The following is a 24,088-nucleotide window of genomic DNA, read 5'->3' as shown; positions in this document are numbered from 1 at the left end:
CAGGCAGCGAACCGGCGATCACGCCGGCCGAGCCGCTCATGCAGCCGCGGCACTCGGCCGGGCATCGCAAATGGCCGGTGGCGATCATCGCTTCCGGCCTGCTACATGGCGCTGCGGCGGCCGCGTTCCTGCTCGCGCCTGCCGGGATATTCGACTCCATGGACGCGATTCGGGCCGAGGGCACAGATCAGTCCGGCGCCAACGTCACCGGCAGCGCCCTGGACGACCAGTCGTCCGGCGCCGTGGATGTCACCTTGGTGCCCGATCTGCAGCCGGTGAAACGCCAGGCCGCGCAGCCCGCACCGCCGGTCGAAGCGCAGCAACCAGCAAGCGAACCCTCGACGCCTCAGCTTCCGCCGCAAGCCGTCAAGGAAGCCGCTTCCGCGCCGGATATCGTGGCGGCCACCAGCCCACGCCAGGATGACCAGACTGTCCCCGACGACAGCAAACCTACGCCCGCGACCGAACTGCAAAGCGCTGAAGCGCCCCTTGCCGAGCCTCAACAGCCACCGGTCCCCAGTGCGACATCGAGCGGCCCAGCCCCATCGGCAGCGGCAGACCAGACCAATGCAACCGGCGGCACGGCGGATGGCGATACACGCGACGCGCCTGTTGCCGCCAGCAAGGGCAAGAAACAGGCCGCTGCCGGCAATGCCCTGGAATCCCACTACAGCGGTGAAATCCAGAAGAAGCTTGCGCGCGCCAACCGTCGCGTTTCGAAATCGATCCAGGCCAAGGCTCGCAACAACGCCAGGGTGGTTTTCGTCGTCGCGGCCGACGGCAGCGTCAGCGACCTGCAGCTCGCTGAAAGTTCAGGGTCCTCCGAGCTCGATCAGTTCGCTTTGACGCTGGTGCGCAAGCAAGCCCCGTTCCCTCCCATTCCACCCGAGACCGGAAAATCAAGTTGGGTGTTCAAGGCGCGGATCGGCCCTTTTTAAAGCCTCCGCGATTTCATCGCCTGGACGAAGTCGGAGAACTTTCGCGCCGCCCATCGCAACGCCGGCACCGCCAAGGTGCATTATCTTGGCCACCCCGAGTTCGAAGGGTTTTTGGTCGTCGAGGGCGCCTGACCGCCGCTAACGCGGCGGCCTTCCGCACCTGATTAGGCCGCAGCAAGCAGGCTGGCATTGCCGCCGGCCGCCGTCGTGTCAACGCAGACCGCGCGCTCATGCGCATAAGCCGCCGGATTAAGCACTTCGCCGACCAGCGGCACGATCGGCCCGGCGCGCTCGGCAACCACCTTGCGCACGATGCGCGCCGCTTCCGGCGTGCCGGAGAAGGCAACGACGTCGACGCGCAGCGAGCGTGCCTCGACCGGGTCCGGCCGGCCGTCGATCGCCGCCAGCGGCAGGCCCTTGCCGGTCAGCGCCGACAGCGCCGCCGGCGCGCCTGGCGCCACTGCCAGAACGGCATTGCCGGCGGCTAAAGCCTGGATTGTCTGCGCAAGCAGCGTCTCGGCATCCGGCCCGAGGCAGAGCACCCGTCCGCGCGGCGCCAGCGACAGCGTGTTGGCCTCGCCGGTCGGGCCCGGCAGGTCGACCTGCCCGAAATCGAGGCTCGCTGCGGCGGCGATGGCCGCAGCCCCCTTGCCGCGCAGATGTTTTCTCAGAATCCCCACGCGATCTGGTCGCGTCGACCAGCCGCCAAGCGTCGGGTCCGGCAGATTGTCGGCGAGTTCCGTCGCCGTCACCTTGTGGCCGTCGCCGACTTCCGTGCCGGCTTGGGGGCCCTTGCGGAAGCGGCGCAGATAATGCGGCCCGCCGGCCTTCGGCCCGGTGCCGGACAGACCCTCGCCGCCGAAGGGCTGCGAGCCGACGACGGCGCCGATCTGGTTTCGGTTGACATAGATGTTGCCGGCATGGATGCCGTCGACGAAATGCTGGACGCGGCCCTCGATGCGGGTGTGCAGGCCGAAGGTCAGGCCGTAGCCCTTGCGGTTGATGCCGGCAATCACCGCGTCGATGTCGTCGGCGTCGAAGGTGGCGACATGCAGCACCGGGCCGAACACTTCGCGCTCCATCTCCTCGATGCCTTTGACCCGAAAGACATGCGGCGCGACGAAGCGGCCGGCAGCCGGCGCTTCGAGCTTGGCGATGAGGCGCCCCTCCAGCCCCTTTTTCTTGCAGTAGTCGCTGATCGAGGCCTGCGCCTCATCGTCGATGACCGGGCCGACATCGGTCGAGATCAGCCACGGATCGCCGACATTGAGGGCCTCCATCGCGCCCTTCAGCATGGCCAGCATCTTCTTCTCGACATCCTTCTGCACGTAGAGCACGCGCAGCGCCGAGCAGCGCTGCCCGGCGCTCTGGAAGGCGGAGGCGAGGATGTCGCGAACCGCCTGCTCGGGAAGCGCCGTGGAATCGACGATCATGGCGTTCAGCCCACCCGTCTCGGCAATCAGCATGGCATCGGGCGCCGCCGTTTCGGCCAGCTGTTTTTCGATCAGCTTGGCGACCTCGGTCGAGCCGGTAAAGCAGACACCTGCGATGCGCGGGTCGGCGGTGAGCGGCGCTCCGACCGACGCACCGTCACCCGGCAGGAGCTGGATGATATCCTCCGGCACGCCGGCCTCGCGCAGTATCTCGACGGCGCGGAAGGCGATCAGCGGCGTCTGCTCGGCGGGCTTGGCGATCACCGAATTGCCGGTGACGAGCGCCGCGGCGATCTGGCCGGTGAAGATGGCCAGCGGGAAATTCCACGGCGAGATGCAGACGATCGCGCCACGGGCTTCAGTGCCCGCTTCGGCATTCGCCGCCTCGGCCGCATAGTAACGCAGGAAATCGACCGCCTCGCGCACTTCGGCGACGCCGTCGGCCAACGACTTGCCGGCCTCTCGAGTGGCCAAAGCGAAGAACTCGGCGGCATTGGCCTCGTAGAGGTCGGCGGCGCGGTTGAGGATCGCGGCGCGCTCGGCAACCGGGCGTTTTGCCCAGGCCGGCTGCGCCTCCACAGCGATACGCACGGCGGTCGCGACCTGCTTGGCCGCCGCCTCATGCACTGTGCCGACGACCTCATCGGGCTTGGCCGGGTTGACGATCTGGCGCGGCTTGCCGTAGCCGGCGGCGCGCGTGATCGGCTTGGCATGCCAGCGATCCGCTCCCGCGAATTCCGCCCGTGCCCTGTCGATGGCTGCAAGAGTCACCGCATCACTGATGTCGAACCCTTTTGAATTGCGTCGGTGGGCGCCGAAGATCGCGGCGGGCCGCGCGATCGCCGGATTGGCGGCGGGGCCTTGTTTCTCTACAGCTTCCAGCGGGTCGCGGGCGATTTCTTCCGGCTCGACCTCCTCGTCAGTCAACTGGTGGACGAAAGAGGAGTTGGCGCCGTTTTCCAAGAGCCGCCGCACCAGATAGGCGAGCAGGTCGGAATGCGCACCGACCGGCGCGTAGATGCGGCAGCGCGTCCTTTCGGCCTTGCGCACCGTCTCGTGCAGCGATTCGCCCATGCCGTGCAGACGCTGGAATTCGAAGGAGTCGCGATCCTTCGCCATCGACAGGATGGCAGCCACCGTGTGCGCGTTGTGGGTGGCGAATTGCGGGTAGATGCGGTCGGTCATCGACAGCAGTTTTCGCGCGCAGGCCACATACGAGACGTCGGTGTTGGTCTTGCGGGTGAAGACCGGATAGCCGGCAAGCCCAAGCGTCTGTGCCCGCTTGATCTCGGTGTCCCAATAGGCGCCCTTCACCAGCCGCACCATGATCTTGCGGTCGTATTTTTTGGCAAGCGCATAGAGCCAGTCGATGACGAATGCCGCGCGCGGGCCATAGGCCTGGACGACGACGCCGAAACCATCCCAACCGGCAAGCTCCGGTTCGGCGAGCACGCGTTCGATGACGTCGAGCGACAGATCGAGCCGGTCGGCCTCTTCGGCATCGATGTTGAGGCCCATGCGCGAATGCCGCGCGGCAAGCGCCAGCGACAACAGCCGCTCGGCCATTACCGGCAGCATCTTCTCCTTCTGCGCCACCTCATACCGCGGATGCAGTGCCGAAAGCTTGACCGAAATGCCGTGGTTGTAGCGAATGTCCGGGCCATTGGACCCGGCGTCGAGCGAGGAAATCGCATCCGCATAGGCGCGGTGATAGCGCAGCGCATCAGCCTCGGTGCGGGCCGCCTCACCCAGCATGTCGAAGGAATAGAGATAGCCCTTCTGCGTCATCGGACGGCCGCGCTTGACCGCTTCGGCGATGGTGCGGCCGAGCACGAACTGCTCGCCCATTTCGCGCATCGCCGCCGCCACGGCCCTGCGGATGACCGGCTCGCCGAGCCTGCGCACCATGGCGCGCAGCGTGCCTTCGATACCGCCCTCGCCTTCATCGAGCACGCGGCCGGTCAGCATCAGCGCCCAGGTCGAGGCGTTGACGAAAATGGAACTCGAGCTGCCCGAATGCGCCGACCAGTCGTGCGGCGCGATCTTGTCGGCGATGAGATCGTCCATCGTCTCGGCATCGGGAACGCGCAGCAGCGCCTCGGCGAGACACATCAGCGCCACGCCTTCCTTGGTCGACAGGCCATAGGCCGAAAGAAAAACCTCCATCAGCCGAGGGTCGGTCGAGCCGCGCACCGCGCGCACCAGATCGGCCGCACGCGCCGAGATCGCCTTGCGCTCTTCCGCCGAAAGCCCGGCAGCCGCGGACAGTCGCTTCACCGCCTCGTCTTCGTCGGGCAAATAGTTGGCGCGGATATCCTGGCGGATGGCATCGAGCGGCATGTCGGATCCATGAGAGCAAGCGTTAGCGAGCGGGTCTGGCGGTCGCCGGACCGATTGGCGCAAGCTAGCACAGCTGGGAGCCCAGGTCGGTCCAAAGAAATCGACAAGATAGTCCATTCGAGCTATCGTAGCGGCTCAACTCCTGTCATTTTGACCATAAGATCGATGAGCGAAGACCAATTGGACCGCATTGACCGCAACATCCTGGCCGCGCTCGGGCGCGACGGCCGGCTTTCAATGTCCGAGCTGGCTTTGAAGGTCGGGCTGTCGAAGACCCCGGTGCAGGCCCGTGTGAAGCGTCTTGAGAAGGAGGGCTACATCAGAGGCTATCGCGCGATCATCGACCGGGAGCGCATGGGCGAAGGCCATGTCGCCTTCGTCCAGGTGAAGCTGTCGGATACGCGCTCGGCGGCGCTCGACGCGTTCAACCGCGCGGTGCACGGCGTGCCGGAGATCGAGCAGTGCCATATGATGGCGTCGAGCTTCGACTATCTCCTGAAGGTCCGCACCACCGATATCGCCGCCTACCGCCGCGTGCTCGGCGAGCGCATTTCGGCCCTTCCCCACGTGGCACAGACTTCGACCTTCGTGGCGATGGAAACGGTGAAGGATCGCTAGCGCAATTCCAGGAAAGGTGCGCAGCCGTTTTCCGTCCGGGAATCGCGCAAAATTAAGACTCTACTCCGACAGAGTCTTCAGGAACGCCACCAGAGCCGCGCGCTCGCGATCGGAAAGCTCGAGCGGGTGGATCTCCGAAACGCCTTCAACGCTGGGCGCCGCTTTCGAATAACGAGCCACCACCTCGTCGAGGGTCGAGAACTGCCCGGCATGCATATAGGGCGCACGCGTAGCTGCCCCCCTGAGCGACGGCGTCTTGTAGGCGCGCACGAGTTGCTGCCCGTCCTTCACCATGAAACGCAATTCGCGGCAGGCGCTTTCATCGCCGTCGCGGAACTTGCCGAAGCAGTTGAACGGGTCCGCCTGCACTTGAGCCACGGCATCGACCCGGCCGCGGTCGGGCGGCAGATCCTTGACCGGCGGCACGCCGGTGTTGTGGAACGAATTGTCGGTGAAGCGCGGCCCGTTATGGCAGGCCACGCAATTGGCCTTGCCGATGAACAGCTTCAGCCCGAGGATCTCTTCCGGCGAGAAGGCAGCATCGCCTTGCGGCTTGGTGCCGGTCGCGAGGTCGATCGCGAAGCGGTCGAAACGCGTCTGCCCAGGTTCGATCGAGCGCTCGAAGGCCGCGATTGCCTTGCCGATATTGGCAAAGACGCGGTTGACGTCTTCGGCCTGGCTGGCGGGCATGGCGTTCCATGCCGCCTTTTCGGCCTCGGTGCCGAGCGGGCTGGCATTGGCCGGCACGGTGGAAAGATCGGGCAGCGGCCCGAAAATGCGCTCATAGCGCTCGCCGAACCGCTCCTTGATGTAATGCGCGAAGGCCGCGCGGTTGCCGGCCTGCTCCAGCGGGTTTTCGAGCGGCGTCAGCGCTTGCGCCCACAAACTGTCGCGGCGTCCGTCCCAGAAGAACCAAGGATCGCGCGCCACGCCGGCCAGCGGCATGGTTCGGCGATTGGTGTGGCCGACGCCGACCGCCCGCGGCAGGTCGTCCTGGAACTGACGGTCGATCTTGTGGCAGGTCGAGCAGGACACCGTGCCGTCGCGGCTCATGCCGACATCGAAGAACAGCGTCGATCCGAGCGCCGCGGCGGCCGGCACATCGGCATACTGGTTCGTCGTGTCCGCTTTGAGCGCCGGCGGCGTGTTCAACGCCAGCGAGGCGATGGCCTTCTTCTCGGCGTCGCTGAACTCGGGCTCGCCGCAACCGCCAAGCCAAGCGAGCGCAGCCAGAGCGGACAGGCTTGCGAGGCGGAGAAGACGCTTCATCGGCCGCTCACAACACGATGTTGAAGACGACGGAATCGGAACCCGCCGCCGCCGAGATCGCGAAGCGCAATTGCCACCAGCCGCTCATGGTGAATTTCACGCCGTCGATGCGGTAGCGTCCCGCCCCCATATAGTCGGTCGCCTGCGGGCTGGTCGGCAGGCCGTGATTGTGCTGCGGCATGCCGCCGGAAACGGTGATCGCGGCGCCCTCCACCGGAGCGCCGGCGGAGGACTTCAGTGTCAGCAGCCAGGATTGCAGCTCGCCCTGCCGGATGACGCCGCGCTCCGGCTCGAAGCTCGCAACGAACAGGCCGCTCGCCGTCTTTTTCGAACGCGACGTATCGGGGCCCGGTGCCGAATGCGGCGCCGTCAGGTAGACGACGGTCAGAATGCCGACCAGCAGGGCAGCAAGACCGAGACCCGCAAGAATGTAACGCCATATCGATGCCAAACCGGCTCCTCTTCGGCTGATAACGTCGCGGGCTGCGCGCAGCATCCCTCCCGCCTGTGGGAAATCGCTTCTGGCGCAAAAATCGGCCTGCGCCAAGCATGGCGCTGCCGGCTGCAAAAAGCTACAGCACCAAAGCTTTAGGAGGACAAGTCATATGGAAGCCAATGGTGTCGCGTCGATCGGCGAATGCATGCTCGAACTGTCGGGCCAGGCAGGACCGAACTGGCGTATGGGCTTTGCCGGCGACACCTTCAATACGCTATGGGCGCTGCATGCGCTCAGCCCCGGCCGGCCCGCGACCTATGTCTCGGCCTTCGGCGACGACCCTTTTTCCCGCGATCAGATCGCGTTCTTAGCCCAGAACGGCATCGATATCGGCAGCAGCCCGGTCATTGCCGGCGCAAGACCGGGCCTTTACGCCATCACGCTCACTGGAGCCGAGCGCGCCTTCACTTACTGGCGAAGCGATGCTGCCGCGCGCCAGCTTGCCTCCGATGCAGCGGCACTGGCGAAAAGTCTTGAAAACCAGGCGCTTGTCTATTTTTCCGGAATCACTTTGGCAATTCTGGATGATGCCGCGCGCAAAACCCTGCTTTCGGCCGTCGCGACGGCACGCGCGGCGGGTTCGCTGGTCGCCTTTGACCCGAATTACCGTCCCAGGCTGTGGCCGAGCCGTGAAACCGCGCAGGCTGCGATCTTGGAAGCGCTCGCCGTCGCGGATATCGCATTGCCCACTTTTCCGGATGAGCAGATGCTGTTTGGCGATGAGGCGCCGGAAACAACTGCCAGGCGTCTCGGAGGAGTGGTCGGCGAGGTTGTCGTCAAGAACGGCGAGCAGCCGGCATTGATTGCCGTGGACGGCGCCTCGAAAACAATCGAGGCAGTGCATGTCGCCTCGCCTGTCGATACTACCGGCGCCGGCGATTCCTTCAACGGCGGCTATCTCGCCGCCCGGCTTGCCGGTCACGCCCCAGGCGACGCGGTTCGGCGCGCGCATCGGGTGGCTGCGGCCGTCGTACAGGTGCGCGGCGCGCTCGCGCCGTTCGAGATTCTAAGAACAGCCTTTGGGATCTAGCTAGGGAGCCGGAACCTGTATTCCGTCACCTGATGGTAGATCTGGCCCGGCCAAAGCGTGGCCTGTGGAAAATAGGGCCGGTTCGGCGCGTCGGGCCAGGTCTGAGCTTCGAGGCAGAAGCCTGAAAAGGCTTTGTAGCCGCGCCCGTCCAGCCCAGGGGAGGACGGCGCGACATACTGGCCGATATAGAGCTGCAGGCCGGGCTCGGTGGTCCAGACTTCCATTTCGACGCCGGAACTGGCGCCCTGCACCCAGGCTGCCTGGTGCAGCGGTCCACGGCTGGAGGCGAGGCAGTAATTCAGATCGTAGGGAAGCTGCTCTCCTTCCGATTCCATGCGCAGCGGCCGCGCCTGGCGGAAGTCATAGGGCGTGCCGTCGACAGGCTTCACCGCGCCGGTCGGGATCATCTCTGCGTCGACGGGCGTATAAGCGCCGGCATTGAGCATCAGCCGGTGGTCGAGAATGTCGCCCGCGCCCCCGTCGTCGAGATTGAAGTAGGAGTGCTGCGCAAGATTACAGAGCGTCGGCTCCTCGCATGTGGCGGTCAGTTCCATGCTGAGCGTGCCGGGGATCTTCAGCCGGTAGGTGCAGGTGACGTCCAGCGCGCCTGGAAAGCCCATCGTGCCATCGGGATCGTGCAGTGTCAGCGTCACGAAATCGCGCCCGTGCAGCGAGACCGACCATGGCCGGTGGAAATAGCCCTCCGAGCCGCCATGCAGCGTGTGTTTCCCTAGAAAATTGCGCTCGGTCTGGTAGCGCTTGCCGGCGATGGTGAAGCGACCGTCGCGAATGCGATTGGCGAAGCGGCCGACGACGGCGCCGAAATAGGCGCGGTCGGTCTCATAGGGCTCGAACTGGTCGTAGCCCATCACCAGCGGCGCATCATGGCCGGCGAGCCGCAGATCCTGGATGATCGCGCCAAGCCCGATGATGTTGGCCGTGAGACCACCGCCACGGATGGTGAAGCGGCGAACGGCCTCGCCCGCCTGCGTCGTGCCGAAGACCTCGCCGTCCTTCATCGCTGTGCCCGAAAACGTCAGTTCATTGATCTGTGGACTACGCCGGCCGTCTCCGGCAAGGGCAGGCCTGATGCCTGCCCCACCAGTCGAGCGGTGTCAGAGGCCGAGGCCGCCGATGCAGACATATTTGGTGTCGAGATAGTCCTCGATGCCCTGATGTCCGCCTTCCTTGCCGAGGCCCGATTCCTTGACGCCGCCGAACGGCGCCTCGGGCGTGGTGATCAGGCCTTCATTGACCCCGACCATGCCGTATTTCAGCCCTTCCATGACGCGGAAGGCGCGGCCGAGATCGCCGGTGTAGAAATAGCAGGCGAGGCCGAACTCGGTGTCGTTGGCCAATGCGATCGCTTCTTCCTCGGTCTCGAACTTGAACACCGGGGCGACCGGCCCGAAGATCTCTTCCTTCATGAAGCGCATCTTGGGCGTGGCGTCGGCGATGACCGTCGGCTGGAAGAACGAGCCGCCGAGCGCATGGCGATTGCCGCCGGCAACGACCTTGCCGCCCTTCGAGGTGGCATCGGCGATCAGTTCCTCGACCTTCTCGACCGCTTTCTCGTCGATCAGCGGCCCCTGCTGCACGCCTTCTTCCAGGCCGGAGCCGACCTTCAGACTGTTGCTGGCAGCGGCCAGCTTCTCGACGAACTTGTCATAGATACCCGCCTGGACGAGGAAGCGGTTGGTGCAGACGCAGGTCTGGCCGGAATTGCGGTACTTCGCGGTGATGGCGCCGGTGACGGCGCGATCGATGTCGGCATCGTCGAAGACCAGGAACGGAGCATTGCCGCCGAGTTCCATTGACACTTTCTTGACCGTCGTCGACGACTTCTGAATCAGGATCTTGCCGACCTCGGTCGAGCCGGTGAAGGTGATCTTCTTGACCAGCGGGTTGGCGCAGATCTCGTCGCCGATCTCGCCGGCCGAACCGGTCAGGATGTTGATGACGCCCTTGGGGAAGCCGACCTCTTCGGCGAGCGCGCCCCAGGCGAGGCCCGAATAAGGCGTCTGCGAGGCCGGTTTGACCACGGCCGTGCAGCCCGCGGCCAGCGCCGGTCCGAGCTTGCGGGCGAGCATCGAGGACGGGAAGTTCCACGGCGTGATGGCGGCAATGACGCCGACCGGCTCCTTCGTCACCAGGATGCGGCGGTCGCCCCAGGGCGACGGCACGATGTCGCCATAGGTGCGGCGGCCTTCCTCGGCGAACCACAGGATATAGCTCGCGGCCGAGCCGATCTCGCCCTTGGATTCGAACAGCGACTTGCCCTGCTCGATGGTGAGCAACTCGGCCAGCACGTCCTGATTGTCCATCATTGCGTCGTGCAGCTTGCGCAGAAGCTTCGAGCGCTCGAGCGCGGTGGTCTTGCGCCAGCTCTTGAATGCTTCATCGGCGGCCTCGATGGCGCGGCGGGTTTCGGCCTTGCCGGCCTTCGGCACGGTGCCGATCTTCAGGCCGGTCGCCGGATTGTTGACGTCGATGGTCTGCCCGCTGTCGGCCTGCACCCATTCGCCGTTGATGAGATTGGCCTGGCGCATGAAATGACTGGTTTTCTGAAGCATGGTCTGGCCTCCGTTTCGGCGCGCTGATCGGCCGTTTTTCTGGATATTCGGGGGCGTGCAAGGCTGCACGCCGGCGCATTGCTCTTACCTAGGGAAAGCCCGGCAAGCAATCACAAGATGGCATATGGGGGTTGGGCCAGCAAAAACGAGCGCTAGCCGAACACGTGCAGGACCACCGTCAGCCAGAAGGATGTGGTGAGCACCGCGCTGGCCGTGGCGATCGTCATCTGGTTGGACGCCAGCGCCTGGCCGGTGTTGAATTGGACGGCGATGAGATAGGAATTGATGCCGGAAGGCAGTGCCGCCACGACGACGGCGACCTTTGCCGTCAGCGGCGGCAGGCCGAGCAGCCAGACCGCGAGCAGCACCAAGGCCGGCATCAGGAAGAGTTTCAGCGCCGACAGCGCGAGCGCCGGGCGGATGTTGCCGGATATGCCGAAGCGGCACAGGCTGAGCCCCATCGCAAACAGCGCCACCGGCCCGGCCGTATCGGCCAGAGCGTCGACCAGCCGCCCGATCAGCGGCGGCATCGGCGCGCCGGTGAAGCGCCAGGCGAGCCCCGCGAGAATGCCAACGATAAGCGGGTTGACGAACAGCCGCCTGAGGAAATTCCGGATGACGCGCAACGGATGCACGGACTCCTCGCCGCGACGGCCGAACATCTCGAACAGCACGATTGACGCCATCATCATGACAGGCAGGTGGATCGAGACCAGCAGCGACAGCACCTCGAAGCCGCTGGTGCCGAATATGCCGAGGATGAAGGGCGCGCCAAGCAGCACGACATTGGAATAGGCCGAGGACACGCCGCCGACGATGCCGGCACGGGCATCGCGGCCGAAGAGCCGCGTCATGACCAGGTGCCCGGCGGACCAGGTGATGGCAACCGCCGCAAAATAGGCGCTCCACAGCGACCATGGCGCCACGCCATGGAAATCGGACTGCACCATCGTCTGGAACAAGAGCAGCGGCATAGCCACGTTGACGGCGAACTCGGATATGCCCTCACCACTCACCGGCTTCAGATAGCCGGTACGGCCGGCGAAATAGCCGAGCGCAACGAGACTGAAGACGAAGAGGACGGTTTCGGTGAGCGGCGTCATTGTTCGGGCGGAGACATCTTTCCCGTGATAGGCAAGCCCCGAGCGCTGTGCAATCGGCCGTTCTCCGGCCGACCGTTGGTCCTCTGCTTGTTTTTCAGCCGGCTTTGCGGTCCCTATATGCCGATCATGGCCCCGGCCTCTCCCGGCCGCCATAAGGACTTCACATGCTGCGACTTGCCCTGGCGCTTTTCCTGCTTGCCGTTCCCACCCTCGCCCACGCAACCGACGCCGGCTGGGCGCTGCTGCGCGATGGCGGCCATATCGTCCTGCTTAGGCATGCCTTCGTCACCGGGACCACCGATCCGGCGAATTTCGACATCGGCAATTGCGCCACCCAGCTCAACCTGTCCGAGCGCGGCAAGCAGCAGTCAAGCCGCATCGGGGCGCTGTTTGCGGCGCGCGCGGCGCCCATCGAGCGTGTGCTCTCCAGCCGCTACTGCCGCTGCCTTGACACCGCCCGCATCGCTTTCGAGGCCGAACCGAAACCATTTGCGCCGCTCGACTTGCTCAAGACCGATTCGGCTGAGAAGGCCGCTCAGATGGAGGCGGTGATGAAGGAGATCCGGGGCTATTCCGGCTCTGACAATCTGGTGCTGGTCACGCATCTGGAAAACATCCAGGCGCTCACCGGCGTCTCGCCGCGCGAGGGCGAGGCCGTGGTCGTGGCGCCTAATGGAGACGGCCTCAAAGTGCTCGGCCGCGTCACCTTCTGACGGCATAGGTCTGCCCAGCTCAGCACTGTGGCCGAAATGCCACAGCCGCAAGAAGCCGCAAGCCCCCGCGATAATGCCGCTTGCGACAAGCCGTCGCAGGGTCTATAGGCGCGCTCCCGGTCACGAAAACCGAAGCGAGCACAACGGTTGGAGCTTTCGTCTCCGCCCGCGCAGCCGGCTTTGCCGCGCTGTGTACGGCGCCGTTTCGGAGTGTTGGGATCGCCGATGTAGCTCAGAGGAAGAGCGCCGGATTTGGGTCCGGAGGTCAGGGGTTCGAGTCCCTTCATCAGCACCACGGATAGCTCAGTTTGGTTAGAGCGTCAGACTCATAATCTGATTGTCGAAGGTTCGATTCCTTCTCCAACGGCCTGTTAAGCCGACACCTTTGGGTGGTGTTATCCAAAACGGTCCGGGGACCGGAATGCAGAAGACCTGACGGACGGCTAAGCCTTCGGGCCGATGCCGTATCGAACGGTCCGATGCCATCGGCTCGCGGCCAGGCTCGCGGTGACGATCAAGGCGCGGCAATGCCGGCAAAGGAGCCTTCGGGCGCCGGCGCCCGCCTTGCCGCCCCGCGATCCGCTCCCGAAGGCCCGCCTCTGGCGATGCCACCGGTCTCCGGATCATCCGTGCCGGGAAACGAAACGAGAAACGAAAGGACGATCGACGCATGACGTGACGCCTCGCATGGGGCCATGCCCGACAGGAGTAAGACAATGAAGACCATTCTCGAAAAGGTTCTGGGACGCCAGCGCGTCCTCGTGAAGGAAAATGAACGTGCCGTCGCCCTCTACAAGGGCGAGATCCAGGCTGTCCTGATGCCGGGCGAACATTGGCTCGACAACCGGCGCGGAAACCTGGAAATCTCCAGGCACGACCTGAAGAACCCGGAATTCGTTTCGGCCTACGAGAAGGCATTGTTCGACAAGCTCCCGGATGCGGCCGCGCGTCACTTCACCGTGGTTCGCACCGGGCGCACCGACATTGCCGTGATCGAGCGCGACGGCGCCCTTCATGCCGTTCTCGCTCCGGATCGCAAGCTCGTGCTGTGGACGGATGCCGGCCCGTGGACGGTGACCTCCGTCGACACGGCGGCCGATCTGGCCGTCGATCCGGCCTTGATGCGCCGGATCGGCCAGGCCCGAAAGACGGAACACATGTTCCTGCATCCGGTCGTGGACGGTCAGGTCGGTCTGCTGTTCGTGGACGGCGTCTACACCCGCACGCTTGCCGCGGGTGTGCACGCCTTCTGGAATGTCGGGCGCATGGTCCAGGTGAAGGTCGTCGACCTCAAGCGGCAGTCGCTTGATGTCGCCGGGCAGGAAGTGCTGACCAAGGATCGCGTGACGATCCGCGTCAACATCGCCGCCGAATACCGGGTCGTCGATCCGGTGACGGCGGTGAGCACGGTGAAGGACTTCTCGGAAGCCCTCTACCGCGCCCTGCAGTACGCCTTCCGCAAGACGCTCGGCGCGCTCACCCTCGACCAGATCCTCGACAAGAAGATCACGGTCGATGAGGAGGCAGCCGCCAAGGTGCGTTCCGACATGGCCGCGATCGGCCTCGAAGTCAGCGATATCGCGCTTAAGGATGTGATCCTGCCGGGCGAGATGCGCGAGATCCTCAACCAGGTGGTTTCGGCCGAGAAGCAGGCCGAGGCAAACGTCATCCGCCGCCGCGAGGAGACGAACGCCACGCGTTCGCTGCTCAACACGGCCAAGGTGATGGCCGAGAATCCGGTGATGCTGCGGCTGAAGGAGCTTGAGGCTCTCGAGGCCATCGCCGGCAAGGTCGAGCGCCTGACTGTCCACAACGGGACGGGCGGGCTGCTCAACGATCTGGTCAAGCTCCGCGAAGGCTGAGCTTACGCCACGTAAAATGGGAAGGGCCGCCGGTTGCCCGGCGGCCCTTCTTGCGTCCACAAAGCCGGCATCCCATCTGCGCCCGGCGTGTCAGGCCTTTTCCTGCCCGGAAAAACCGATTAGACAGCGCCAAAACAAGATGCGGACAGATTCCGCCCGCAACCGAAGGAAGAGCCCTTGTCCACCACGTTCGAGAAAGTCGCCAAGATCATTGCCGACACCAGCGAGATCGATATCGACACCATCACGCCCGAAAGCCATACCATCGACGATCTCGGCATCGACAGCCTCGATTTCCTCGACATCGTCTTTGCCATCGACAAGGAATTCGGCATCAAGGTGCCGCTCGAGAAGTGGACGCAAGAGGTTAATGACGGCAAGGCTTCGACCGACGACTACTTCGTCATGCAGAACCTGTGCGCCAAGATCGACGCGCTGGTCGCGGCCAAGCCCGCCTGAAGAGCGCGACTTGCCCCGCCTCCAGCCTGACCAGCAAAGCCGCTCATGAGCAGCCCGCGCGACGTCGTCATCACCGGCATCGGCCTTGTCTCTTCCCTGGGAGAAGGACCAGACGCGCATTGGCAGAAGCTGACCCGGCCGGGCGTTGAGCCGGTGCTCGATGCGACGCGCTTTGCGCCCTACACAATTCATCCCCTGCCCGAGATCGACTGGAACCTGCAGATCGCCAAGCGCGGCGACCAGCGCCAGATGGAGACCTGGCAGCGGCTCGGCACCTATGTCGCCGGCCTGGCGCTGGACGACGCCGGCATCAAGGGCAATGACGAGCTTTGCGCGACCATGGACATGGTTGTGGCGGCCGGCGGCGGCGAGCGCGACGAGGCCGTGGACAGCGCGATCCTCGCAGCATCCGAGAGCCGCAACGACCGCGACGTGCTGCTCAACGAGAAGCTGACCACGGAATTGCGGCCGACGCTGTTCCTCGCCCAGCTTTCCAATCTGCTCGCCGGCAACATCTCCATCGTGCACAAGGTCACCGGCTCGTCTCGCACCTTCATGGGCGAGGAAGGCGCCGGCGTCTCTGCCGTTGAGACGGCCGCCGCGCGCATCCGCTCCGGCCAGTCGACCCATCTGCTGGTCGGCGGCGCCTTCCAGACCGAGCACTCAGACATGCTGCTCGGCTATGAGCTCGCCGGCTATCTGCATCGCGGCCCGTGGAGACCGGTCTGGCAAAGACAGGGCGCGGAAGGCGGCGGCGTGGTGACGGGCTCGGGCGGCGCTTTCTTGGTGCTCGAACAGCGCGAGCATGCGCAGAGCCGGGGTCGCAAGATCTATGCTGAGCTCGGTCCTGTGGTTTCCGGCCGGGCGAGGCGCCGGCGCGGCGAGCTGAATGCCGAAATCGCCGCTTTGCTGAAGCAGGCGGCGCTGCCCGCCGGCGAATTGCTGACCATTTCCGGTGCCTCCGGCGCCCATGCCGCCACGACGGCCGAAAAGGTGGCACTCGATGCCAACCCGGCGCTTGCAGTGCGCGCCTTCTCGACGCTCACCGGCCACATGAAGGAAGCGCAGTTCCCCTTCGCCGTGGCGCTTGCCGCGCTCGCCGTCGACCGCAAGGCCCCCTACCCTGTCTTCGATGCCACAGTGGAGCAACCATTCGAAGGCGCCCCCAGCTCCGTCCTTGCAACGGCTATCGGCTATCACCAATTCGAGGGCCTGGGGCTGATCAAGGCCGCTTAGAGCGAGACAGACAGAACATGGCCAATCTCCGCGATCACATGGGCAGGCCGATCGTCGCCGTGACCGGCATCGGCGTGGTGACTTCGCTTGGCGTCGGCAAGGCCGACAACTGGGCGGCGCTGACCTCGGGAAAGTCCGGCATCCATCCGATCACCCGTTTTCCCGTCGATCATCTGAACACCCGCATCTCCGGCATGGTCGATTTCCTGCCGTCGAGCTCCAAGGGTGCCAGTCCCCTCACCTACGAACTGGCCGAGACGGCCGCCCAGGAGGCGGTGTCGGAGGCCGGCCTCGATTCCGGCGATTTCGGCGGCCCGCTCTTTCTCGCCTCGCCGCCGGTCGAGCTCGATTGGGCCGACCGCTTCTCGCTCTACAATTCCGACAAGAAGGAAAGCGGTTCCGAGAGATTGCTGCGCGTGGCGCGCGGACTGAAGGAGCTCGGCATTTTCGAGACCACCCAGTTCGGCTCGATCGCCGATCGCCTGGCCGATCGTTTTGGCACGCGCGGCCTGCCGATCACGCTGTCGACAGCCTGCGCGTCAGGCGCCACCGCCATCCAGCTCGGTGTCGAGGCCATCCGCCGCGGCGAATGCGACAAGGCGCTGTCGATCGGCGCCGATGGCTCCGCCACGGCCGAAGCCCTGATCCGCTTCTCGCTGCTCTCGGCGCTTTCCACCCACAACGACATTCCCGAAAAGGCCTCGAAACCCTTCTCCAAGGACCGCGACGGTTTTGTCCTTGCCGAAGGTTCCGGCGCGCTGGTGCTGGAATCGCTGGAGGCGGCACTTACCCGGGGTGCCACGATCCTCGGCATCATGCGCGGCTGCGGCGAGCGCGCCGACGACTTCCACCGCACCCGCTCCAAGCCTGACGGTTCGCCGGCCATCGCCGCGGTACGCGCCGCCCTTGCGGATGCCGGCTTGAGCGAAGACGAGATCGACTACGTCAACGCGCACGGCACCTCGACGCCGGAAAACGACAAGATGGAGCATCTGTCGCTGTCGACCGTGTTCGGCGAGCGGATCGGCTCGATGCCGATCTCGTCGAACAAGTCGATGATCGGCCACACGCTGTCCGCTGCCGGCGCGGTCGAGGCCGCGTTCTCGCTGATGACCATGCGCGAAAGCGTCATCCCGCCGACCATCAATTACGACAATCCTGATCCGGCAATCGTGCTCGACGTGGTGCCAAACAAGAAGCGCAACGCCGAGGTCGGCACGGTTCTGTCGAATTCCTTCGGTTTCGGCGGCCAGAACACCTGCCTTGTCATGGCGCGGGAACCGGTCTAAGCGGATGTTTTCCCGCTTCCAAAGTACCGACAGGCCAAATGCGCGCATTGCAACTTATCGAGGACCGCCGCCTTGAAACGGTGGACCTTCCGCCTCCCCCGCCGCCTTCGCAAGGTGAAGTGACGCTCCGCATCAAGGCGGTGGCGCTCAACCATATCGACGTCTGGGGCTGGCGCGGCATGGCCTTCGCCAAGCGCAAGCTGCCGCTGGTCGTCGGCGCCGAAGCCTCGGGCGAGGTCGAGGCGGTCGGACCCGGCGTCTCCACCCTCCTGCCGGGGCAACTGGTGTCGATCTACGGCGCGCGAACCTGCGGGCTCTGCCGTGCCTGCCGCGAGGGCCGCGACAATCTTTGCGAGCACGTCTCCGGCGTCCACGGTTTTCATCTCGACGGCTTCGCGCAGGAAAAGATCAACCTGCCTGCCCGTCTCCTGGTGCCTGCGCCGCCCGGTGTCTCCGAGATCGGCGCTGCCGTCGCACCCGTCACCTTCGGCACGGTCGAGCATATGCTGTTCGACAACGCGAAACTGGAGCCCGGTGAGACCATCCTCGTCCATGCCGGCGGCTCCGGCATCGGCTCCGCAGCCATCCAATTGGCGAAGCGCATGGGCTGCACGGTCATCACTACGGTCGGCTCGAACGACAAGATCGACAAGGCGAAGGCGCTTGGTGCCGACCATGTCATCAACTATCGCGAGGATCGCTTCGAAGGCGTGGTGCGCAAGCTGACGAAGAAGAAGGGCGTCGATGTCGTGTTCGAGCATGTCGGCGCCGACACCTTTGCCGGCTCGATGCTGTGCCTGAAGCGCGGCGGCCGCCTCGTCACCTGCGGCTCGACCTCCGGCGTCTCGACGCAGGTCAACCTGATGCAGCTTTTCCAGCAACAGCTGAAGCTGCTCGGCTCCTTCGGCTGCCGCATGGAGAACATGGCCGATGCCATGCAGAAGATGGCGGCCGGTCTCGTCGCGCCCGTGATCGACACCGAAGTCGGCTTCGACGACATCGACGCCGCGCTGAAGCGCATGGAAGGCCGCGACGTCTTCGGCAAGATCATTCTTCGCGTTTCCTAAGACAAGATGGTCGGCAAGGTGCTCAAGAAAGCCCGCCGGGACCTCATGTTCCGCTATGGCCGGCGGCTACGCCAAATGGAGCACTGGCTGGTGGCGCGGCTTGCCATGGCGATCATCGGCCTGCTGCGCCTTTTGCCGCCTGACAGCGCGCTCAACTTCGCCGACCGCGTCGCCCGCCGCATCGGGCCGATGGTCGGACGGCACAGGGTAGCCGTCAACAATCTGCGCCTTGCCTATCCGCAAAAGAGCGATGCCGAAATCGAGGCCATCGCGTCCGACATGTGGGGCAACATGGCCCGGCTTGCCGCCGAATACATCTTCCTCGATGCCCTCTTCGATTTTGACCCGAATGCCGCCAAGCCGGGCCGGGTCGAGGTCAGCGGTATCGAGCATTTCGTCGAAATCGCAGGCGAAAAGAAGCCGCATATCCTGTTCACCGGCCATCTCGGCAATTTCGAGCTTTTGCCGGTCGCCGCCGCCACCTTCGGCATGAACATCACGGCGCTGTTCCGCCCGCCCAACAATCCCTACCTTGCCGACTACATCCACTCGACACGCCGCTCGAGCATGGGAGGCCTGCTGCCGTCCTCGACCGGCGCATCGTTTGCCCTCGCCGCCATCCTGGAAAACGGCGGCAATATCGGCGTGCTGGTCGATCAGAAATTCACGAACGGCGTCGAGACGACCTTCTTTGGTCGCCCCTGCCAGAGCAATCCCGTGCTGGGCATGCTCGCCCGCCACTATGACTGCGATGTCTATCCGGCGCGCTGCGTCAGGCTGCCGGGAAACCGTTTCCGATTGGAAATCGAAGACAAGCTCGACTTGCCGCGCACCGAAACCGGCAGCGTCGATGTTCACGCCACCACGCAGCTGCTCGCCGACATCGTCGAGCGCTGGGTGCGCGAGGATCCCGGACAGTGGATGTGGTTCCACAAGCGCTGGGAGATGAGCGGCCGCCGACGTAAGCGGCGTGAGCAGGCCAAGGTCAGCTAAAGCGGCCCAGAACGTCCCATGCGCAACGCAAAGCCGCGAGGACTAAGTCCACGCGGCTCCAGGTTCAGATGTCTCAAAGCGGAGCGGGGATGGTGAAGTTCGGCCGGAACGTATCCATCGTGGCACCGTTGCGATCCTCGGAAAGCAGTGTGTCCGAGCCGAAGCTTGCCCGCAGGCCAACCACGTATTTGTGGGTGTTCACGGTGCCTGAAGCTTCCGAGAAGGTCAGGTGATCCAGCTGATAGCGGCCAAATACCGACCAAGGGGTCCCCGAGAACCGATAAGTAGCCTGCAATGCCGCCGTTACCGTATCGAAATGTCCGCCAAAACCGGACAGCCGCGAGAAGCCGAGTTCACCGTCGAAGCGGAGATTGTCTTGCGCGAAATACCGCACGACACCCCGGCCGCCCCAATTGTCGAAATGTTCGGACTCGGCGCTGGCCCGCAACTGCCCGTAGTAGGCCTGCCCGTAGATCGTCACGTTGCCGAAATAGGCCTGAGCCTCTGGACCGACAGTGAAGGTATAAAGGTCTAAGTCACCGATGCCGTTATCGCCGCCAAATCCGTTTATCGTCGCAAATCCACCCAGCGCATATGAGCTCGGATCGCGCCAGTAACCGTGGATCGCACCGCCGTAGCTGTAGATGTTCGTGCCTTCGACCCAAAGCGAATCGATCACCCCGTCAGTCTGGATGTTCCAGCGGGCGTCGATCGGGAAATTCACCCGAACAGCGCCGCCGGCAGTCGTGCCATCCGAGTCGTCCCCGGGGGTCGCGAAATAGAGACCTCCGAGATAGATTTCGCCATAACCTGATATATGCGGCTGCGCGAGTTCCTGGTCCAGAAGAACGGGTGCATCGGCAGCAAAAGCCGAGGTTGCGGTTGCCGCGATCGCAGCGCTCAATAGAAATCGATACATTAAAGTCCCCAAGCAGCCAGAACAACGCTTCGTACTTACCACTGCGCCGTCATGCAAACCAGCTTCGGCGATGCTCACGCTAGTATAAGCTGTTTGTTTTCGAAGCATGTGCGGCATTGCTGCAACGCTCCGAGCAGGCGCAGCCATCAAATGCTGCCTGCGGCCTAGGCAGCCCTCTCCGGCCCGTTTCAATCGGTGACGACGATTCGCGTGTTGCCGTAGCCGGCTTCCTTCACCATCGAATAGAAAGTCGCGGCATTGGCCGTATGCAGGCGCACGCAGCCATGCGAGGCCGGACGCCCGAGATACTTCACGGCGCCGGTGCCGTGAATGGCGTAGCCGCCGCGGAAGAACACCGAATACGGCATCGGCGAATTGTCATACTTGCGCGAGTACCACATCCGCGCGGTCCATTGCGGCCGGTAGCTGCCGCGCGGTGTGAAGTAGCCCCTACGGGCCGTCGATACATTCCAGCGATACAGCACCTGGCCGTATCTGCTGACGGTCATCGTCTGCGTCGAGACGTCGATATTGGCGACCAGCGAAGCCGCCCGGCTTGCGATCGACGTGCCGAGCAACGTGGTTGCCAGCACGGCCGCCATGAGGCTGGATTTTTTCATGCGATGAACCCCCTTCGATTGCCCCCTGCCATCACGTGGTCTCTTTTCCATCATTTTTGCCGGCAGGTGCGTTAAGTACCACACACTCCTTGACAAATTCGCCAATTCGATTTCGCGAATTTGAATGATTTCCCGTCATAGTTGCTGGGCCGCCACCCACTCTCAACGGTTTAAGCGCGAGCCTGTCCTCAATCATTGTCCGGCAACCGCGAAAGGCAGCTTGCAAAAGCGCCGCGTTGCTTTTTCAATCGGCAGGATGAATGAACGACTCCTCCGGGCCGTCGATGACCGGGTCGACGACCTGATCGCGCTGACCGCCGAGCTCATCCGCTTTCCGACCGTCAATCCGCCCGGCGAGGCCTACCGGCCATGTGCCGAGTATCTCGGCGCACGCCTCAAGAAGCTCGGCTTCGAAACCGAATTCATTCGCGCAGAAGGCACGCCCGGCGACACCGACCGCTACCCGCGCGTCAATGTCGTCGCCCGCTTCGACGGCCGCTCGCCCGGTGCCTGCGTCCATTTCAACTCGCATATCGACGTGGTCGAGGCCGGCGAAGGCTGGACCGTCGATCCTTTCGCCGGCCTGGTGAAGGAAGATAGGGTCTACGGCCGCGGCGCCTGCGACATGAAAGGCGGGCTGGCGGCTTCTGTCATTGCCGCCGAAGCCTTCATGGAGGTCTACCCCGACTTTCCCGGCGCCATAGAGATATCCGGCACGGTCGACGAGGAATCCGGCGGGTTCGGCGGCGTCGCCCATCTGGCGAAGCTCGGCTATTTCTCGAAGCCGAAGGTCGACCACGTCATCATCCCCGAGCCGCTGAACAAGGACCGCATCTGCCTTGGCCATCGCGGGGTCTGGTGGGCCGAGATCGAGACCAAGGGCGAGATCGCGCATGGCTCGATGCCGTTCCTCGGCGACAATGCGGTGCGCCATATGGGCGCCGTCGTGCAGGCCTTCGAGGACGAGCTTTTCCCGGCGCTCGACCGCAAGGTGACGCGCATGCCGGTGGTGCCCGAGGGCGCCCGGCGCTCGACCATGAACATCAATTCCGTCCATGGCGGCCAGACCGAGGATTTCCGGCCGGGACTGCCCTCGCCCAACGTGCCGGATTCCTGCCGGCTGACCATCGACCGCCGCTTCCTGCTCGAGGAAGACCTCACCACCGTCAAGGGTGAAGTCACCGGCATCCTCGACCGGCTGAAGCGCGAGCGAGAAAAGTTCGACTACGAGATCCGCGACCTGATGGAGGTGCTGCCGCTGATGACCGAGCGCGACGCGCCGGTGGTGAAAGCCGTCGCCAAGGGCATCATGGAAATCTTCGACCGCGAGCCGGAATACGTCATCTCGCCCGGTACCTACGACCAGAAGCATGTTGCCCGCATTGGCCAGATCTATGACTGCATCGCTTATGGCCCCGGCATCCTCGATCTCGCGCATCGGCCGGACGAATGGGTGGGCATCGCCGACATGGTGGACGCGGCCAAGGTGATGGCGATCGGCCTCGACGTGCTGCTGCGCGGTACGACCGGCTGATCGGGAAAAACATTTCCCTTGGCGCCACCCGGCAGCACGAAACGCAATTTACTCACAGGCCAAATCACGCTTCTATCGGCTGGGCTTGTCCGTTTGACCGCATGGGAGTTCGGCAATGAAACTGTGGAAGACCATTTTGGCCGCCGCTGTGCTTACTTTCGCTGCCGCCACGTCGGCATTTTCGGCCCGCACCGACCTCGTCATCGGCATTCCGCTCGAACCCCCGCATCTCGATCCGACCGCGGGCGCCGCCGCCGCCATCGACGAGGTGCTCTACGCCAATGTCTTCGAAGGTCTCACCCGCATCGGTCCGAACGGCGAGGTGATCCCCGACCTTGCCGAAAGCTGGACCATCTCGGATGACGGCAAGATCTACACTTTCAAGCTGCACACCGGCGTGAAATTCCACGACGGCAGCGATTTCAGCGCCGATGACGTGAAATTCTCTCTCGACCGTGCCCGGGCCGACAATTCGGTCAACGCCCAAAAGGGGCTGTTCGCGCAGATCGACAAGGTCGATGTCGTCGATCCGGCGACGGTGAAGGTCACGCTGAAAAACCCGCAAGGCTCCTTCCTGTACAATATGGGCTGGGGCGACGCGGTGATCGTGTCACCGAAATCGGCCGACACCAACAAGGAAAAGCCGGTCGGCACCGGCCCCTTCAAGTTCCAGAGCTGGGCCAAGGGCTCGTCGATCACGCTTGTGAAGTCGGATAACTACTGGGGTGCCCCGGTTGCGCTCGACAAGGTCGAGTTCCGCATCGTACCCGATGCCGCCGCGGCCGTGCCGGCGCTGCTTTCCGGCGACATCCAGGCCTTCCCCTTCTTCGATCCCGACAGCGTCGCTCAGGTCAAGGACGATCCGCGTTTCAAGGTGGTGATCGGCTCCACCGAAGGCGAGACGATTCTTTCGATCAACAACAAGAAGCCGCCCTTCGACAAGCTCCAGGTGCGCCAGGCCATCTCCTTCGCGCTCGACCGCAAGGCGATCATCGACGGCGCCTCGGCGGGCCTCGGCGTGCCGATCGGCTCGCATATGTCGCCCGCCAACAAAGACTATGTCGACCTCACCGGCCTCTATCCGCACAATGTCGACAAGGCCAAGGAACTGCTGAAGGAAGCCGGCCTAGAAAAAGGCTTCAAGGCGACGCTGAAGCTTCCGCCGCCGTCCTATGCGCGGCTTGGCGGCGAGATCATCGCGTCCGAGCTGCGCGATGTCGGCATCGATCTGGAGATCATCCCCGTCGAATGGGCGCAATGGCTGGATCAGGTCTTCACCAAGAAGGACTACGACCTCACCATCGTCTCCCACACCGAGCCGAACGACATCGATATCTATTCGCGCAAGGACTATTACTTCAACTACGACAACCCGGCCTTCGACGCCATCATCGCCAAGCTCAACCTGACCTCGGACGAGGCGAAGCGGAAAGAGCTGCTGGCAGAGGCGCAGAAGATCCTGGCCGACGACGCCGTGGTCGGCTTCCTTTACGAGCTGCCGAAGGTCGGGGTCTGGGACGCGAAGCTGCAGGGCCTGTGGGAGAATGCACCGATTCAGGCCAATGACCTTACCAAGGTGAAGTGGACGGATTGACG

20 protein-coding genes, 2 tRNA genes and 1 pseudogene are annotated in these 24,088 nt (G+C 64.2%); 15 read left to right on the top strand and 8 right to left on the bottom strand.

What is annotated here, in order from left to right; all coding sequences use genetic code 11:
- Positions 1–77 precede the first annotated feature (77 nt).
- Positions 78–938: a TonB family protein gene (locus CK218_RS22040; RefSeq protein WP_245435147.1), complete on the top strand. Its 861-nt coding sequence runs from the start codon at positions 78–80 to the stop codon at positions 936–938.
- Positions 939–947: 9 nt separating this feature from the next.
- Positions 948–1,070, top strand: a pseudogene (locus CK218_RS22035) (antibiotic biosynthesis monooxygenase); the annotation flags it as partial.
- A 32-nt stretch (positions 1,071–1,102) separates the two neighbouring features.
- Here the strand turns inward: CK218_RS22035 and putA are convergent.
- On the bottom strand, positions 1,103–4,711 hold the full coding sequence (gene putA, locus CK218_RS22030; RefSeq protein WP_095828873.1) for a bifunctional proline dehydrogenase/L-glutamate gamma-semialdehyde dehydrogenase PutA: 3,609 nt from the start codon (positions 4,709–4,711) through the stop codon (positions 1,103–1,105).
- 165 nt (positions 4,712–4,876) lie between these two features.
- On the opposite strand from putA, the gene CK218_RS22025 reads away from it, so the two are divergent.
- The gene (locus CK218_RS22025) at positions 4,877–5,329 is read left to right on the top strand and encodes an Lrp/AsnC ligand binding domain-containing protein (RefSeq protein ID WP_095780776.1); all 453 of its coding nucleotides are present in this window, start codon (positions 4,877–4,879) and stop codon (positions 5,327–5,329) included.
- A gap of 60 nt (positions 5,330–5,389) precedes the next feature.
- Here CK218_RS22025 and CK218_RS22020 read toward each other — a convergent pair whose 3' ends face one another.
- The gene (locus CK218_RS22020; protein ID WP_095828872.1) at positions 5,390–6,598 is read right to left on the bottom strand and encodes a cytochrome c peroxidase; all 1,209 of its coding nucleotides are present in this window, start codon (positions 6,596–6,598) and stop codon (positions 5,390–5,392) included.
- Positions 6,599–6,605: 7 nt separating this feature from the next.
- On the bottom strand, positions 6,606–7,049 hold the full coding sequence (locus CK218_RS22015) for a FixH family protein (protein WP_095828925.1): 444 nt from the start codon (positions 7,047–7,049) through the stop codon (positions 6,606–6,608).
- A 154-nt stretch (positions 7,050–7,203) separates the two neighbouring features.
- Here CK218_RS22015 and CK218_RS22010 point away from each other — a divergent pair, with 154 nt between their 5' ends.
- Positions 7,204–8,124, top strand: a complete 921-nt coding sequence (locus CK218_RS22010; protein WP_095828871.1) for a sugar kinase — start codon at positions 7,204–7,206, stop codon at positions 8,122–8,124.
- On the opposite strand, the gene CK218_RS22005 is transcribed toward CK218_RS22010, so the two are convergent.
- From CK218_RS22005 to CK218_RS21995, 3 genes are all read right to left on the bottom strand, one after another.
- Positions 8,121–9,143, bottom strand: a complete 1,023-nt coding sequence (locus tag CK218_RS22005; RefSeq protein ID WP_095778465.1) for an aldose epimerase family protein — start codon at positions 9,141–9,143, stop codon at positions 8,121–8,123. The genes CK218_RS22010 and CK218_RS22005 overlap by 4 nt on opposite strands.
- A gap of 96 nt (positions 9,144–9,239) precedes the next feature.
- Positions 9,240–10,697 (bottom strand): NAD-dependent succinate-semialdehyde dehydrogenase, encoded by a 1,458-nt coding sequence (locus CK218_RS22000; protein ID WP_095778551.1) that lies wholly within the window; start codon positions 10,695–10,697, stop codon positions 9,240–9,242.
- A gap of 152 nt (positions 10,698–10,849) precedes the next feature.
- Positions 10,850–11,800 (bottom strand): AEC family transporter, encoded by a 951-nt coding sequence (locus CK218_RS21995; RefSeq protein WP_066999816.1) that lies wholly within the window; start codon positions 11,798–11,800, stop codon positions 10,850–10,852.
- A gap of 164 nt (positions 11,801–11,964) precedes the next feature.
- On the opposite strand from CK218_RS21995, the gene CK218_RS21990 reads away from it, so the two are divergent.
- The 9 genes from CK218_RS21990 (at position 11,965) to CK218_RS21950 (ending at position 19,419) form a co-directional block, all read left to right on the top strand.
- Positions 11,965–12,513, top strand: coding sequence for a histidine phosphatase family protein (locus CK218_RS21990; protein ID WP_066999807.1), 549 nt, complete (start codon positions 11,965–11,967; stop codon positions 12,511–12,513).
- 221 nt (positions 12,514–12,734) lie between these two features.
- Positions 12,735–12,808 (top strand) — tRNA-OTHER (locus CK218_RS21985).
- A tRNA-Met gene (locus CK218_RS21980) sits at positions 12,809–12,877 on the top strand.
- Positions 12,878–13,229: 352 nt separating this feature from the next.
- Positions 13,230–14,375: a slipin family protein gene (locus CK218_RS21975; protein WP_095828870.1), complete on the top strand. Its 1,146-nt coding sequence runs from the start codon at positions 13,230–13,232 to the stop codon at positions 14,373–14,375.
- A 177-nt stretch (positions 14,376–14,552) separates the two neighbouring features.
- Positions 14,553–14,834: an acyl carrier protein gene (locus CK218_RS21970; RefSeq protein WP_095828869.1), complete on the top strand. Its 282-nt coding sequence runs from the start codon at positions 14,553–14,555 to the stop codon at positions 14,832–14,834.
- 45 nt (positions 14,835–14,879) lie between these two features.
- The gene (locus CK218_RS21965) at positions 14,880–16,070 is read left to right on the top strand and encodes a beta-ketoacyl-ACP synthase (RefSeq protein ID WP_095828868.1); all 1,191 of its coding nucleotides are present in this window, start codon (positions 14,880–14,882) and stop codon (positions 16,068–16,070) included.
- Between the two features lie 17 nt (positions 16,071–16,087).
- Complete coding sequence (locus tag CK218_RS21960) at positions 16,088–17,359, top strand: beta-ketoacyl-ACP synthase (RefSeq protein ID WP_066999795.1); 1,272 nt, start codon at positions 16,088–16,090, stop codon at positions 17,357–17,359.
- A 38-nt stretch (positions 17,360–17,397) separates the two neighbouring features.
- Positions 17,398–18,426, top strand: a complete 1,029-nt coding sequence (locus tag CK218_RS21955) for a zinc-binding dehydrogenase (protein WP_066999792.1) — start codon at positions 17,398–17,400, stop codon at positions 18,424–18,426.
- A gap of 6 nt (positions 18,427–18,432) precedes the next feature.
- Entirely contained in the window at positions 18,433–19,419 is a 987-nt protein-coding gene (locus CK218_RS21950) for a lipid A biosynthesis lauroyl acyltransferase (protein WP_095828867.1), read from the top strand.
- Positions 19,420–19,492: 73 nt separating this feature from the next.
- Here the strand turns inward: CK218_RS21950 and CK218_RS21945 are convergent, their stop codons facing one another.
- The gene (locus CK218_RS21945; RefSeq protein WP_143749675.1) at positions 19,493–20,338 is read right to left on the bottom strand and encodes a hypothetical protein; all 846 of its coding nucleotides are present in this window, start codon (positions 20,336–20,338) and stop codon (positions 19,493–19,495) included.
- A gap of 188 nt (positions 20,339–20,526) precedes the next feature.
- Complete coding sequence (locus CK218_RS21940; RefSeq protein ID WP_066999783.1) at positions 20,527–20,958, bottom strand: L,D-transpeptidase; 432 nt, start codon at positions 20,956–20,958, stop codon at positions 20,527–20,529.
- 256 nt (positions 20,959–21,214) lie between these two features.
- On the opposite strand from CK218_RS21940, the gene CK218_RS21935 reads away from it, so the two are divergent.
- Positions 21,215–22,492, top strand: a complete 1,278-nt coding sequence (locus tag CK218_RS21935; RefSeq protein WP_095828924.1) for an acetylornithine deacetylase/succinyl-diaminopimelate desuccinylase family protein — start codon at positions 21,215–21,217, stop codon at positions 22,490–22,492.
- Positions 22,493–22,607: 115 nt separating this feature from the next.
- A complete protein-coding gene (locus tag CK218_RS21930; protein WP_095780788.1) occupies positions 22,608–24,086 on the top strand; it encodes an ABC transporter substrate-binding protein in 1,479 nt (492 codons plus the stop codon).
- Positions 24,087–24,088: the final 2 nt, after the last annotated feature.

Source organism: Mesorhizobium sp. WSM3879 (assembly GCF_002294915.1).
In the GTDB taxonomy this organism is placed as follows: Bacteria; Pseudomonadota; Alphaproteobacteria; order Rhizobiales; family Rhizobiaceae; genus Mesorhizobium.
Note: the sequence above shows the minus strand (reverse complement) of the source record. Positions and strands in the feature narration are given on the sequence as shown.

What these genes read in the sequence shown, in the direction of transcription:
- putA (WP_095828873.1), bottom strand. Translation starts at nt 4,711, where the DNA reads ATGCCGCTCGATGCCATCCGCCAGGATATCCGCGCCAACTATTTGCCC.
- CK218_RS22025 (WP_095780776.1), top strand. Translation starts at nt 4,877, where the DNA reads ATGAGCGAAGACCAATTGGACCGCATTGACCGCAACATCCTGGCCGCG.
- CK218_RS22020 (WP_095828872.1), bottom strand. Translation starts at nt 6,598, where the DNA reads ATGAAGCGTCTTCTCCGCCTCGCAAGCCTGTCCGCTCTGGCTGCGCTC.
- CK218_RS22010 (WP_095828871.1), top strand. Translation starts at nt 7,204, where the DNA reads ATGGAAGCCAATGGTGTCGCGTCGATCGGCGAATGCATGCTCGAACTG.
- CK218_RS22005 (WP_095778465.1), bottom strand. Translation starts at nt 9,143, where the DNA reads ATGAAGGACGGCGAGGTCTTCGGCACGACGCAGGCGGGCGAGGCCGTT.
- CK218_RS22000 (WP_095778551.1), bottom strand. Translation starts at nt 10,697, where the DNA reads ATGCTTCAGAAAACCAGTCATTTCATGCGCCAGGCCAATCTCATCAAC.
- CK218_RS21995 (WP_066999816.1), bottom strand. Translation starts at nt 11,800, where the DNA reads ATGACGCCGCTCACCGAAACCGTCCTCTTCGTCTTCAGTCTCGTTGCG.
- CK218_RS21990 (WP_066999807.1), top strand. Translation starts at nt 11,965, where the DNA reads ATGCTGCGACTTGCCCTGGCGCTTTTCCTGCTTGCCGTTCCCACCCTC.
- CK218_RS21975 (WP_095828870.1), top strand. Translation starts at nt 13,230, where the DNA reads ATGAAGACCATTCTCGAAAAGGTTCTGGGACGCCAGCGCGTCCTCGTG.
- CK218_RS21965 (WP_095828868.1), top strand. Translation starts at nt 14,880, where the DNA reads ATGAGCAGCCCGCGCGACGTCGTCATCACCGGCATCGGCCTTGTCTCT.
- CK218_RS21960 (WP_066999795.1), top strand. Translation starts at nt 16,088, where the DNA reads ATGGCCAATCTCCGCGATCACATGGGCAGGCCGATCGTCGCCGTGACC.
- CK218_RS21955 (WP_066999792.1), top strand. Translation starts at nt 17,398, where the DNA reads ATGCGCGCATTGCAACTTATCGAGGACCGCCGCCTTGAAACGGTGGAC.
- CK218_RS21950 (WP_095828867.1), top strand. Translation starts at nt 18,433, where the DNA reads ATGGTCGGCAAGGTGCTCAAGAAAGCCCGCCGGGACCTCATGTTCCGC.
- CK218_RS21945 (WP_143749675.1), bottom strand. Translation starts at nt 20,338, where the DNA reads ATGTATCGATTTCTATTGAGCGCTGCGATCGCGGCAACCGCAACCTCG.
- CK218_RS21940 (WP_066999783.1), bottom strand. Translation starts at nt 20,958, where the DNA reads ATGAAAAAATCCAGCCTCATGGCGGCCGTGCTGGCAACCACGTTGCTC.
- CK218_RS21935 (WP_095828924.1), top strand. Translation starts at nt 21,215, where the DNA reads ATGAATGAACGACTCCTCCGGGCCGTCGATGACCGGGTCGACGACCTG.
- CK218_RS21930 (WP_095780788.1), top strand. Translation starts at nt 22,608, where the DNA reads ATGAAACTGTGGAAGACCATTTTGGCCGCCGCTGTGCTTACTTTCGCT.